This is a genomic window from Halomonas urumqiensis (assembly GCF_003028575.1).
In the GTDB taxonomy this organism is placed as follows: Bacteria; Pseudomonadota; Gammaproteobacteria; order Pseudomonadales; family Halomonadaceae; genus Halomonas; species Halomonas urumqiensis.
In genome coordinates, this window is sequence record NZ_PYUD01000003.1 from 467,654 (window position 1) to 480,143 (window position 12,490).

The following is a 12,490-nucleotide window of genomic DNA, read 5'->3' on the forward strand; positions in this document are numbered from 1 at the left end:
CATGCTCAACGCCTGGGCACGACCGCGGCCATGGGCGGCACCTGCGGCGGTGGCCTAGACGTTCTGCCGCTCACGGCTTGGGATCGAGGTCAGCCCGGCCTAAGGTACGCTGCCGAACGGCAGCCCGGTGTCGGCACTGCTGGCGCGTATCGCCTCGTGATGGGTGCCCAGCGCCAGAATATCCGGTGCCGGCATCGGCCGGGCGAGGCCGAATCCCTGAACATGCGTGCAACCGAAGCGCTCCAGCAGAGGCAGGCACGCCATGTCCTCCACGCCTTCGGCCACGACACGGATGCCCATGCGCCGGCCCAGCAGCGCCACTGCCTCGACGATCGCCGCGCTCTGAGCCTCCTGCTCTACCAGGCGCACGAAGCTACGGTCGATCTTCAGTTCGCTGATCGGCAAGGACTGCAGTCTCGCCAGCGACGAAAAGCCGATCCCAAAGTCATCCACCGACATCTCCAGGCCACTCAGGCACAACCGCGCGGCGACCTCGCTGCCCAGCAACTCATCGTCCATGGCGGCGGTCTCGGTGATCTCGAGAACCAGCGAAGGATCGCTGGGGCTGCGCATGCGGGTAAGCGCCAGCAAATCGGGGCTCATCATGTCATCGGCGGTGACGTTGACCGATAACGTCGGTGTCACCCCGGCCCGTGCCCACTGAGCGGCATCATGCTGGGCCTGGGTCAGCACATGGCTGGTCAGGCGCTTGCTCTGTTCGAGCGAGAGTAGCGGCAGGAAATTGCCGGGGCCGATCAGCCCGAGCTCCGGGTGCGACCAGCGCACCAGTGCCTCCACACCACTCAGCCTGCCGCTGGAGAGCTCGAACTGCGGCTGGTAGTGCAGGGTGAGTTCACCGGCGTGAAGCGCATGCTCCAGTTCATCACAGGTGAAGACCGGCTCGCGACACGTCTCGATGGGTCGCTCACGGCCCACACCGACGCTATCCAGACATTGCCGCAGCTCGACCATGCGCATCGGCTTGTCCAATGAGCCAAGCATGTTGAGCCCGAGGGTCTCGCCGACCCGCTCGGCGATTCGCGTGATCTTGGCTTCGACGCCACTGAGCAGCAGAACCGACCCACGGTAGTGGCACTCCCCCAGCCGGCGCAGCAACGCGATGCTGTCGTCGGCGCCGAGTTCGAGCCCCATGATCACCAGTTGCGGCTGCCGTCGAAGGATGTCATTCAACAGCAGAGAAGAGTGGGAGTAATAACGGCTTTCCATGCCGAGAACGTCCAGCTGCAGCGACAGCACGGCGGCCACATCAGGGTCAGCCTCGAGCACCACAGCCATCGCCCTTGTCCTGTTCGACAATTCGTTCATCGGCGGCTTCCGGTCAATCAGATTGATGAGCCTACCACCAGGCCCGTTTCGGCACACCGGTCTCGGCATTGCGCTGCATCAACGCTAGACGCGAACACTTGCCTGTCCCCTGAACGAGGGGCGCTTCAGTCCAGCGGGCCCAATGCCACACGCAACGCCAGGGCAATCAACAGTGCACCGGTGATGCGGTTGATCCAGTGGGCCCTGGCCTGCAGCCAGGGCAGCACGCGGGAGTGCGAGAGGCCAAGCGCCACCAGCACATACCAGCCTCCGTCGATGATCATGGCGGTCAGCACGATCAACGCCTTGGCGGCCACGCTCATCTCGGGAGTGACGAACTGGCTGAGCAGCGCGACGAAGAACAGGATGAGCTTGGGATTGCCGAGTGCCACCAGCATCCCCTCGCGGGCCGCCTGGCGGCGCGTGGTGGGTGTGCCGGTCGCCTGCATGGCGCTGCCTTTTCCCGCGCGCAGCGCCTTGGTGCCGAGCCAGGCCAGGTAGGCGGCACCACCCCAGATGATCGCCTGGAACAGCGAGGGGAAGCTGACGATCAAGGCACCCAGACCCCATACCGTGAGCAACGCATAGAGCCCGACGCCCAAGGCATGGGACATCGCCGCCGCGACCCCTGGTGCACGTCCTCCGCCCAAGGTGTGGCGCAGCACCAGCGCCAGGCTAGGGCCGGGCGACATGGCCCCCATGGCGCAGATAGCGGCAAGTGACATCCATAACGAGAAGGGCATGGCAAGCACGTCCAGGGTCGATCACAACGAAAAAAGCCCCACACCCACCCGGATGGAGGACCACACCGCCACCATACGACATCCCCTGCCAAGGCGACAGACAACGGGCTGTATTCCGGGGCTCGCGCCGCTAGACTGGTCGCTCATCTTGTTTGGAGTCACCCATGACGGTTCGTATCTTTGCCATCGCCCTGATGGTGCTGGGCGGCGCCCTGCCGGTCATCGGCTGGTATGCGACAAGCCCGGTGGGATTCATTGGACCCGCCCTGTTGCTGCTCGGCGCCTTGCTGCTGTGGACCCGGGGGCGGCATGGCCGGTGAGTCCGATACACCGCAACATCTCGCCGAGCTGCTCGACCGTCTCGGCCATGCCGGCCAGCAGAAGAGCAGCGTCAGCCTGGGTGCCATTCTCGACAGTATCGGTCGCCGCTCCTTCGCCCCCTTTCTGCTGGTCGCGGGGCTGATCACCCTCGCCCCACTGGTCGGCGACATCCCCGGGGTTCCCACCCTGATGGCCACGTTGGTGATCCTATCGGCGGGGCAACTGCTGGCCGGGCGCGAGCACGTGTGGCTGCCGGCCTGGCTGCTCAATCGCCGCGTGTCGCGGCAGCGCTTCACCCACGTGCTGGGCTGGGCACGGCGACCGGCCCGCTGGATCGACCGCCTGCTCAAACCCCGCCTGACGCGTCTGACGCGCTCTCCGGCCCATCGACTGGTGGCCCTGACTTGCCTGGTGATCGCGCTGGCCATGCCGCCCATGGAAGTGGTGCCATTCACCGCCAATGGTGCTGGCCTCGCGCTCACCCTGTTCGGCCTGGCCCTGCTCGCCGACGACGGGCTGCTCGCCCTGCTTGGCTACGCGTTGACCGGCGGCACTCTGGCCGTGGTGCTCATCAGCGTGATGTAGAGGCAGCGGACAACTGGCCGCCGGCGCCGCTGTCCCGAAACAGGCATCGCCCCGTCCATGTCACCAAGTGTGTGCTAGGTTGCCCCTGATTACCCTACACACACAGGCATCATGGATGATGAAACCGCTGATCGTGGCCACCCTGCTGCTCGCGTACGCACTCGCTACCCACGCCACCCCCATCTACCGCTGCGACGTCAACGGCCGGGCGACCTTTCAGGACTCACCATGCGGCGAGGACGCATCACGCGTGGAAGGCAGCCCCCTTACCACCTACCAACCCCCGGCGGCACACCAACGGCCCCTGCGGGCCATCCCCCGCGAAACGGCCTCCTCCCGGCAAACACGCAAACCCCGCAAATCCAGACAAAGCAGCCTGCAGCGCCACAACCAGCGGGTCGAAGCCCGGCGCAAGGGCATCCTCGCCGTCGGCATGTCGGAAGCCGTCGCCATCCAGATACTCGGCCACCCCGACAACTTCCAGAATGAGCGGCATGTCAGCGACCGATGCAAACAGTATTACTGGCGAAACCCCCGCTTTTCGCCGGGCCTGCACCGCGCCGCCATCTGCGACGGGGAAGTCGCCAGATACTCGGGGCCGGCACGCTGAGAGGAAAGCGGCTGGGGAATCACGTCGCGAAGGGCGAGGCGTCAGATCGTGGAGGTAATGACGACGACGCTTTCCGGCATCGAGTCAGTTACGCTTCGAGTTCCGCTAAAGCCGTGCTGACTGCTTCGGCATACTGGCCTTCCGTCAGGCCCCAGTGGCTAAGCACTTCGGGATCGGGTGCTTCATTTGTCGCGGCACGTAGCTCTTCGGCGGTTTTCCCCTCGAAGCAATGCTTGGCATACGCCTTCGCCTGGGGGGCATTCAGCTGATCGATCAGTTGCATGTTGATTCCTCTTGATAAAGTCAGCGCTTGATAAAGTCAGCTCTAGCCCAAGGCATCATCGTTTCCGCCAATTCCAGGGACGAAAATAGCCTTGTCGGTTCGCCGCCACACAGAACACAAAAAAGAACCTCAGAAGATTCGACCATTTACTGGGGAAGACGCTGCCAAATTGCCTTCGGCTCACCTCGCGCAGCGCCAGGGATCAGTGCCACCGCATAGAACGCCAGCCCCATGGTAGCAAGGAAAACTCGTACATTAGAGGAATCCTGAATAGTGACAGCCAAGAGCAAGGCAATCGTTCCAAGCGTCAGGGCAAACATGTATTTCATAACACTTCCTTTTGACGCATCCTGCGTCAGAGACTAGGCCGACCCGGGACAACACATGACCATCAGCCCATCATCATTTGAATTCGATCCAATAACAGCCACCACTTTCGTGCCCGAAACATCATGGAACCAACACTTCCTGCTGCCCAAAAACATCTATTCTTGCGCACCAGGTGTATTGTACTTCAATATCTTAATGGCTCTTTCACACAGCCATCCGACTCAGCCCAGGTAGGCAGCCATTGCGTTCATGCATGACAATTGAGCCCGTGCCTGGTCGCCCCAAAAATCAAGGACTTCAGTATCAAAATAATTAGATTTACATTGCGTGGATTTCATAAATATTACTCTTTTTCGGATTGCTTTATCACACCTATAACCCAAGGCGAAATTTCCTGTTTAGGTACTTCCTTTACTAGATTCACCCCGAGGATGAACCTTAGATCGCACACTCACTGTGCGCTGGCGAACGTAGCATTGTGGTATCGTGCCAGTTCTGGCTCGATAGCCTGCCGCAAGGGGCCAGGCCCGCCACCGCAGCCTCTTGCTCATGCCTTGGGCTATTCTATGCTGTTGTAGGGCACGCCCACCTCAGGCGGATTTATGTCCAGGTTTTGTTCCAGTCCAAGGCCAGGAATTTATACAACGTTTCACTAACGCACATAGACATTACGCGCTCCCGGGCTAAAGTAAGTTTGGAGCACTTCGCATTTGCGCGCATCAGGGGGGCTTGTGCCTCGCGCAAAAAGCTTGCCCCCGTTTCAAGAAGGGTTGTCCGTCATGGCCTCACAACCAGATCCTCGTCAGAACTACATGCTGGCGGCGCTACCATTGAATGAATACCAGCGTCTGATGCCTCTTCTCCAGCCGGTCGAGTTGAAGCTGGGGGATTCACTAGCCGAGTCGGGCGAGAAGATGCGCTATGTCTATTTCCCGACGGATTCCATCGTGTCGCTACTCTGCGTCATGGACGATGGTGATTCGACAGAAATCGCCGTTGTGGGTGCGGAGGGTGTCGTCGGCATCTCGCTGTTCATGGGCGGCGAAACCACACCGAGCCGTGCCATCGTACAAAGTGCCGGCCACGCCTACCGTCTTCAGGGTCCGACACTGAAGTCCGAGTTTTACCGGGCGGGTCCACTGCAGGATCTGCTGCTGCGTTACACCCAGGCTCTGATCACACAAATGGCCCAGACCGCGGTATGCAACCGGCATCACAGCCTGGATCAACAACTGTGTCGCTGGCTGTTGCTGAGCCTGGACCGCCTTCCAACCAACGAGCTGCTGATGACCCAGGAGCTGATCGCCAACATGCTTGGCGTGCGTCGGGAGGGTGTTACCGAATCAGCTGGAAAACTGCAGAAGGCCGGCTTGATTCACTACCATCGTGGGCGCATCACAATCCTGGACAGACCCGGTCTGGAAGAGCGCGTCTGTGAGTGCTACGAGGTCGTCAAGAAGGAGTACGACCGCCTGCTGAGCTATCGTCGCCCCCCACGAGACAAGGGGATTGGATAGGGCTCCCCTCGGGTCATCAGGCACCCGGAAACGCAAGCAGCCGCTCAATGTCGGCTGTCTTGTATCCGGGACCTACACCTACCCTTGGTGCTGGGCGCCGATACCCTGGAAAATCTGGCGAAGATCGACACTCGAGCGCTCCCCGATGGCGGCAAAATTCTCATCCAGCCAAGATGTGACGGTATCACGGCCGAGATCGCGCAGCTTGGTGAGAAATTTCCATTCGGCATTCATCTTCGATGAAGCGCCCAGGGGGTTCAGTTCCACCTGGTTTTCCACGACATGTACCCGCACCTGACGGTATTCATCTGCCGAGAGCTTGCCCTGGCGGATCAGCCGGTCGACGAAGTCGATTCCGCGTAGTTCCTTGAGAAGGCTGCTGTTGAAACTGATCTCGTTCATCCGGTTTTGGATATCCTGTGAGCTCTTCGGTGCTCCCTTGCGCTCGATCGGGTTGATCTGAATCACCAAGATATCGTTGGTACCTGTCTCCCCGTGGAAAGGAAACAACGACGGATTCCCCATGTAGCCGCCATCCCAATATGGCACGCCGTCTATTTCGACGGCTTGATAGATGTGCGGTAAGCAGGCCGAGGCCATCAGCATGTCCACCGTTATCTCCTCGCCGGGGAAGATCTTGATATTGCCGCTCTCCACGTTGGTGGCCGAAACATAGAGTTTGAACGCAGTGCACCTACGTACCATCTCAAAATCGATGCATTCCTCTACCATATCGCGCAAAGGATTGATATTCATAGGATTAAGCTGATAGGGCGAGACCACACGGGATAGCGCATCCATTGCGTGATACATGGGGTTGTTCTGCAGCCCCCAGTTGCCCGTCAACATGTCATAGGGCGTGCGTCGCATCAGGCTGTTCTTCGCGCCGTCACCCATGCATCGCCAAAATCGCTCGAGGGCCTCGCGGCCGCCTTCGGGGCCATCGCGCGTGAAGCCTTCGGCCAACGCTACCGCGTTCATGGCCCCCGCCGACGTGCCCGAGACTCCTGCGATCTGCAGCCGGCCATCTTCCAGAATCCGGTCCAGAACCCCCCAAGTGAAAGCGCCATGCGCACCTCCACCCTGAAGGGCGAGGTTAATCAGTTTGGATTTCTGTGCCATGTTTGGACCTATCGGGTGATGGATGAGCAGGGCATCCAGCCCAACAGGAGGGTCATGGCAGGGGACCGGACGCAAACGCTACCAGCAGCATAATGACAGGACGAGAGGGGCATCTGTATGGTAGCGAACATAGCCGTTACCTCGCCGGCGCCAGCCAGCCTGTGATTGTCTTGCTGGTCGCAGGTGGTGGCGCCAACGTCTGGACGCATATGTCCGCCGATGAAGAGCGCGGCCTGGTCTACCTGCCAGTCTCTGCCCCCTCGCCAAATTTCTGGGGTGGCAACCGTACCCAGGAAGTCCTTCTGGGCACATCGACCACCGCACTGGATATCGAGACGGGCGAGGTGGACTAGTCGCCGGCAGCCAATCGCGTACAACGAGGGTGGCCTCAGTGAAGGTCGCCGGGAACGGCTGCGCCGACACTGATATAACGTCTTGCCGGTTACAACATGTCGCGAAGCGCGGCGAACAGGTCAGCACCAATCCGGCTACCCATCATCTGGACGACGCTGAAGCAGGCCGGGCCAAGGATCTCTAAACGAAAGACGTTGTTGTCAACGCTATGCTTTGGATTCGCCCCGATGCAAAGAGCCGTGACCATGCGACATCGCTTGCCAACGCTGTGCCTGACCGGGCTGATCGTGCCCGTCAGCTGGGCTCAGCCCGAGCCGACGGGAGACTACGCACCCCCAGAAGCCATGCCCACCATCACGGTAACCGCCCCGCGACTCGCTCGGGACCTCTACGACACCCCGGCCGCCGTCTCGGCGCTGACCCGAGAGGATATCCAGCAGGGCCAGCAAGGGGTTCGGCTGGACGAGGCCCTGGACAGGGTCCCCGGGGTCTTCCTGCAGAACCGCGACAATTTCGCCCAGGGCCAGCGTATCTCCAGCCGCGGCTTCGGCGCCCGGGGCACCTTCGGTATCCGCGGCCTGCATATCCGTGTCGACGGTATCCCCTACACCCTGCCCGACGGCCAGGCCCAGATCGATGCCGTGGACCTGGACAGCGCCGAGCGCATCGAAGTGATCCGCGGGCCCTCCTCGGTACTCTACGGCAATGCCGCCGGCGGCGTGATCGACATCACCACCGGCGATGGCAGCGAGATGCGGCGCTCGCCTGTGCTGACGCTTCAGCAAGGCAGCGACGGGTTCCACAAACTATCCGTGCGAAATGGCGGCGAAACCGGCAATTGGGTGCACAGCGTGAGTGTTTCAGCCCTGGATTTCGACGGTTACCGCGAACAGAGCAAGGTAGAGAAGCGGCTGCTCAATGCACGGGTCGGTTATCGCCTGGACGACGACCGGACCCTGTCGGCGCTGGTCAATATCCTCGACATGCCCACCGCCGAGGACCCCAGTGCCCTGACCCTCGAGGAGGTTGCCGAGGATCGACGTCAGGCTCGCGATGTGGCAATCCCGCTGGATTCGGGGCAACGCGTGGAGCAGCAGCTGGTCGGGTTGCACTACGAAGATCTCGACGCCCTGGGCGGCGAGATCAATATCCGCGGCTTCGCCAGCCGCCGTGACTTCGAACAGCAGTTGCCCTTCCCGGGCAGCAGCCTGATCGACTATGCGCGCAACTACTACGGTGGCGGCGCCGACTACACGGGTGAACGCAGGGTGGGTGACATGCCGCTGCGCTATGTCACCGGCATCGATCTGGCCCGCCAGGAAGACGACCGTGGTCGGCGCTCGGTGAATGCACGAGGTGAGGTGACCGGCATCACCGCCGATGAGCAGCAGACTGCCACCTCGGCGGGTATCTTCCTGCAGACGGAACTTGGGCTCACCGACACACTGGAGCTCAGCGCTGGCGTCCGCCATGACCAGGTACGCATGGACATCGACGACCGATTCATCGCCGACGGCCAGGACGATAGCGGAAGGCGCACCTTCCGTGAATGGACCGGCAGCCTGGGGCTGAGCTATCGCTACCAACCCGACCACCAAGTCTATGCCACCTTGGGCAACGCCTTCGAGACACCGACCTTTACCGAGTTTGCTCGGCCCGATGGGCGAGGTGGCTTCAATCCCGAGGTCCAACCCCAGAAGGCGCTGAACCGCGAGATCGGACTGCGCGGCATCTTCGACAATGGCCTGGGCTATGAGCTAGTGGCCTTTTCGGTGGCTGCCGATGACGAACTGATCGGCTTCGACGCGCCAAACGAAAGAACCTTCTACGAAAACGCCGGCGAGACCTCCCGCGACGGGATCGAAATGGGCGTGGACTGGAGCTTCTCATTGGCCTGGCGCTGGACCAGCGCCCTGACGCTGACCGACTACCGCTTCGACCGGTTCGAGGACAGCGGTAACGACGTCGCCGGCAACCGCCTGCCGGGGCAGCCACGACAAGTCTGGCACAATGGCCTGACCTGGTACGGCAGCGGTGACCGCTTCGCCACTCTCGAGGCCCAGTACACCAGCGACTACTATGCCGACAATGCCAACGAGGTGACGATCGACGACCACTGGCTGTTCAACCTCAAGGCCGGTGACAGTTGGCGCCTCGGCGGCGGAACTACCCAACTGGGGGCCAACCTGGGAGTCCGTAACCTGCTCGATGAAAACTATTACGAGAACGTGCGCATCAACTCCTTCGGAGGTCGCTATTACGAACCCGCCGCCGGACGAACCTTCTACGCTGGTCTTGAACTGAGCTTCTAGAGAAGCCGCCCGTTAGTCACCAGCCGCCCTAGGGCGGCTGTTTCGTATCTGGTACCGGCGGTCGGACTCGAACCGACAAGAGGTTGCCCACGGCGGATTGTGAATCCAATCAGCCAGACGGATCAGGGAGCCTGATGCGTCAGGTCATGGAAGTGAATGCCAGTCGCCTTGATAACGGCCGTCATGGTGCGCAGGGTCGGGTTCCCCCTGGGTGACAATGCCCGGTACAGGCTCTCGCGTGAGACCTTGGCACGCTCAGCCACGGCAGCCATGCCGCCCTGGGCCTCCACCACATTACGCAGCGCCATCAGGAAGGCAGATTCTCCCCCCTCCTCGTCCAGCTCATCGAAGGCGGTGCGCAGGTAATCGAGCGCCATGTCAGGGTCATCGCGCAGCATCTCGACAACGGCAGCGTCGTGGCTTTTCATGTTCGTGCTCTCCTTATGACCTGCTTGAGACGAGTTGGCTGCCAGGCCACCACACCCCCAGAAACACAAACAGCCGCCCTAGGGCGGCTGTTTCGTATCTGGTACCGGCGGTCGGACTCGAACCGACAAGAGGTTGCCCTCGGCGGATTTTGAATCCGCTGCGTCTACCAATTCCGCCACGCCGGCAACGCGTTGCGTATTATACGTGTGCGCCGGGGCAGGTCAATCGCCGGGGCGATACAACGCTGACTTCATGGCGCTGAATCGGTATCCTATGCGGCTTGCCCGGCTTTCTGCGAGCCGACCGAACGATTGTGATCCGTGGACCCCGACCCGACATGCAGCGCGCCGACTTCCATTACGACCTGCCCGACGAGCTGATTGCCCGCTACCCTTCCGAGCAACGCAGTGACTGCCGCCTGTTGTGCCTGGAGGGCGCCAGCGGCGAGATCACCCACCGCCGCTTTCCCGATCTGCTGGCGCTGCTTGCCCCCGGGGATCTGCTGGTTTTCAACGACACCCGGGTGATTCCGGCACGCCTGCATGGCCACAAGGCCAGCGGCGGCAGGGTGGAGATGCTGCTGGAGCGTCCGCTGGATGCCCACCGTGGCCTGGCGCACCTGCGTTCCAGCAAGTCGCCGAAGCCCGGTACCGAGCTGGTCTTCGAGGGCGATATTCACGCGGTGGTCGAGGGGCGGCAAGAGGCGTTGTTCGAGCTGCGTTTTCTCGGCGAGACGCCGTTGATCACGCTGCTGGAGCGTCACGGCCACATGCCGCTGCCACCTTATATCACCCGTGAGGACGAGCTTGCCGACAGGGACCGCTACCAGACGGTCTACGCGCGTCGTGACGGCGCCGTGGCGGCCCCCACCGCCGGGCTGCACTTCGACGAGCCGTTACTCGAGCGACTGGCCGACAAGGGTGTGGAGAGCGCCTTCGTCACCCTGCATGTGGGGGCCGGCACCTTCCAGCCGGTACGCGCCGATAATATTCGCGAGCACCATATGCACAGCGAGTGGATAGAAGTGAGCGAGACGGTCTGTGGCCAGGTGCGCGCCGCACAGGCGCGGGGCAACCGCGTCATTGCGGTGGGCACCACCAGCGTGCGCTGCCTGGAGAGCGCCTGCATGAAAAGCGCCACGGGCGAGATCGCGCCCTACAGCGGCGAGACCGATATCTTCATCTACCCCGGTTACGAGTGGCAGTGCGTCGATGCGCTGGTGACCAATTTCCACCTGCCGGAGTCGACCCTGTTGATGCTGGTTGCGTCTTTCACCGGCTTTGACCACATCATGCAGGCGTATCGCGAGGCGGTGGCCGAGCGCTATGCCTTCTTCAGTTATGGCGATGCCATGTTCTTGACCCGCAAGGAACGTTGAAATCGATCATGCGTAACGAATGCTTCATGACTTTCGAACGGCTGGCAAGCGATGGCCGTGCCCGTCGTGGTCGCCTGACCTTCCCCCGCGGCAGCGTCGAGACCCCCGCCTTCATGCCGGTGGGCACCTACGGCACGGTCAAGGGCATGACCCCTGAGTCGGTTGCCGAGATCGGCGCCGAGATCATCCTCGGCAATACCTTTCACCTGTGGCTGCGCCCCGGCACGGAGGTCATCGAGGCCCACGGCGACCTGCACGACTTCGCCCAGTGGGAGAAGCCCATTCTCACCGACTCCGGTGGCTTCCAGGTCTTTTCGCTAGGTGCCATGCGCAAGATCACCGAGCAGGGCGTGCACTTTCGCTCGCCGGTGGATGGCGCCAAGGTATTCATGGGCCCCGAGGAGTCCATGGCGGTCCAGCGTTCGCTGGGTTCCGATGTGGTGATGATCTTCGATGAGTGCACGCCCTACCCGGCCACCGAGCAGGAGGCATCGCTTTCCATGCAGCGCTCGCTGCGCTGGGCGCGGCGTTCACGCGAGGCTCATGGCGACTCGCCTTCGGCGCTGTTCGGTATCATCCAGGGCGGCATGTATCCCGAATTGCGTGAACAGTCGCTGAAAGGCCTGCTGGAGATCGGGTTCGATGGCCTGGCGATCGGCGGGCTGTCGGTCGGCGAGCCCAAGGAGGAGATGATCCAGGTGCTGGACTACCTGCCGACCTGGATGCCCGACGACAAGCCCCGCTACCTGATGGGCGTCGGCAAGCCCGAGGATCTGGTGGAAGGCGTACGGCGCGGGATCGACATGTTCGACTGCGTGATGCCCACACGCAACGCACGCAATGGTCATCTGTTCACCGCCCTGGGCACCGTCAAGATCCGCAATGCCAGGCATCGCCATGATACCGGTCCGCTCGAGGATGGCTGCGACTGCTACACCTGCCAACACTTCTCACGCGCCTATCTGCACCATCTGGAGCGGTGTGGCGAGATGCTCGGGGCGATGCTCAATACCATCCATAACCTGCGCTACTACCAGCGCCTGATGGCTGGTTTGCGCGGTGCCATCGAAGCGGGTACATTGGCCAACTTCGTGGAAGGCTTCTACGCGCAGCGCGGTCTGCCGGTTCCTCCCGCACCGAATTGACCCGCGGTCGGCCAGCGGATTAGCGCCCCTGTCCG

Annotated in this window: 14 protein-coding genes and 1 tRNA gene; 8 read left to right on the plus strand and 7 right to left on the minus strand. The window is 61.9% G+C overall.

The genetic code is table 11. The annotated features are described in order from the left end of the window. Positions 1-99: 99 nt before the first annotated feature. Together C6V82_RS11940 and C6V82_RS11945 are read right to left on the minus strand one after the other, a co-directional pair. A complete protein-coding gene (locus C6V82_RS11940) occupies positions 100-1,296 on the minus strand; it encodes an EAL domain-containing response regulator (protein ID WP_180978237.1) in 1,197 nt (398 codons plus the stop codon). Positions 1,297-1,451: 155 nt separating this feature from the next. Next, positions 1,452-2,069 (minus strand): LysE family translocator, encoded by a 618-nt coding sequence (locus tag C6V82_RS11945; protein ID WP_102587224.1) that lies wholly within the window; start codon positions 2,067-2,069, stop codon positions 1,452-1,454. A gap of 164 nt (positions 2,070-2,233) precedes the next feature. Between C6V82_RS11945 and C6V82_RS18125 the strand changes: the two genes are divergently transcribed. The 3 genes from C6V82_RS18125 to C6V82_RS11955 all read left to right on the plus strand — a co-directional run bounded on the left by C6V82_RS18125 (position 2,234) and on the right by C6V82_RS11955 (position 3,585). After that, entirely contained in the window at positions 2,234-2,389 is a 156-nt protein-coding gene (locus C6V82_RS18125) for a hypothetical protein (protein ID WP_180978238.1), read from the plus strand. Continuing rightward, a complete protein-coding gene (locus C6V82_RS11950; protein WP_102587225.1) occupies positions 2,379-2,975 on the plus strand; it encodes an exopolysaccharide biosynthesis protein in 597 nt (198 codons plus the stop codon). Before C6V82_RS18125 ends, C6V82_RS11950 begins: the two co-directional genes overlap by 11 nt. 115 nt (positions 2,976-3,090) lie before the next feature. Next, positions 3,091-3,585 carry a DUF4124 domain-containing protein gene (locus C6V82_RS11955; protein WP_102587226.1) on the plus strand — a complete coding sequence of 165 codons (495 nt, stop codon included), beginning with the start codon at positions 3,091-3,093 and terminating at the stop codon, positions 3,583-3,585. 88 nt (positions 3,586-3,673) lie between these two features. Here the strand turns inward: C6V82_RS11955 and C6V82_RS11960 are convergent, their stop codons facing one another. Continuing rightward, positions 3,674-3,868, minus strand: coding sequence for a hypothetical protein (locus tag C6V82_RS11960; protein ID WP_102587227.1), 195 nt, complete (start codon positions 3,866-3,868; stop codon positions 3,674-3,676). A gap of 146 nt (positions 3,869-4,014) precedes the next feature. Next, entirely contained in the window at positions 4,015-4,197 is a 183-nt protein-coding gene (locus C6V82_RS11965; protein ID WP_102587228.1) for a hypothetical protein, read from the minus strand. 780 nt (positions 4,198-4,977) lie between these two features. On the opposite strand from C6V82_RS11965, the gene C6V82_RS11970 reads away from it, so the two are divergent. Further along, the gene (locus C6V82_RS11970; RefSeq protein WP_102587229.1) at positions 4,978-5,715 is read left to right on the plus strand and encodes a Crp/Fnr family transcriptional regulator; all 738 of its coding nucleotides are present in this window, start codon (positions 4,978-4,980) and stop codon (positions 5,713-5,715) included. Positions 5,716-5,793: 78 nt separating this feature from the next. On the opposite strand, the gene C6V82_RS11975 is transcribed toward C6V82_RS11970, so the two are convergent. After that, complete coding sequence (locus C6V82_RS11975) at positions 5,794-6,837, minus strand: patatin-like phospholipase family protein (protein ID WP_102587230.1); 1,044 nt, start codon at positions 6,835-6,837, stop codon at positions 5,794-5,796. 92 nt (positions 6,838-6,929) lie between these two features. On the opposite strand from C6V82_RS11975, the gene C6V82_RS11980 reads away from it, so the two are divergent. Beyond that, the gene (locus C6V82_RS11980; RefSeq protein WP_102587231.1) at positions 6,930-7,190 is read left to right on the plus strand and encodes a hypothetical protein; all 261 of its coding nucleotides are present in this window, start codon (positions 6,930-6,932) and stop codon (positions 7,188-7,190) included. Positions 7,191-7,436: 246 nt separating this feature from the next. Further along, positions 7,437-9,503: a TonB-dependent receptor family protein gene (locus C6V82_RS11985; RefSeq protein WP_102587232.1), complete on the plus strand. Its 2,067-nt coding sequence runs from the start codon at positions 7,437-7,439 to the stop codon at positions 9,501-9,503. Between the two features lie 122 nt (positions 9,504-9,625). On the opposite strand, the gene C6V82_RS11990 is transcribed toward C6V82_RS11985, so the two are convergent. Together C6V82_RS11990 and C6V82_RS11995 are read right to left on the minus strand one after the other, a co-directional pair. Next, positions 9,626-9,931, minus strand: coding sequence for an addiction module antidote protein (locus C6V82_RS11990; protein WP_102587233.1), 306 nt, complete (start codon positions 9,929-9,931; stop codon positions 9,626-9,628). Positions 9,932-10,030: 99 nt separating this feature from the next. After that, positions 10,031-10,117: transfer RNA gene (locus C6V82_RS11995), tRNA-Leu, on the minus strand. 152 nt (positions 10,118-10,269) lie between these two features. Between C6V82_RS11995 and queA the strand changes: the two genes are divergently transcribed. Then, a complete protein-coding gene (queA, locus tag C6V82_RS12000) occupies positions 10,270-11,310 on the plus strand; it encodes a tRNA preQ1(34) S-adenosylmethionine ribosyltransferase-isomerase QueA (RefSeq protein WP_102587234.1) in 1,041 nt (346 codons plus the stop codon). A gap of 26 nt (positions 11,311-11,336) precedes the next feature. Continuing rightward, positions 11,337-12,455 (plus strand): tRNA guanosine(34) transglycosylase Tgt, encoded by a 1,119-nt coding sequence (gene tgt / locus C6V82_RS12005; RefSeq protein ID WP_102587285.1) that lies wholly within the window; start codon positions 11,337-11,339, stop codon positions 12,453-12,455. The last annotated feature ends 35 nt before the right edge of the window (positions 12,456-12,490 follow it).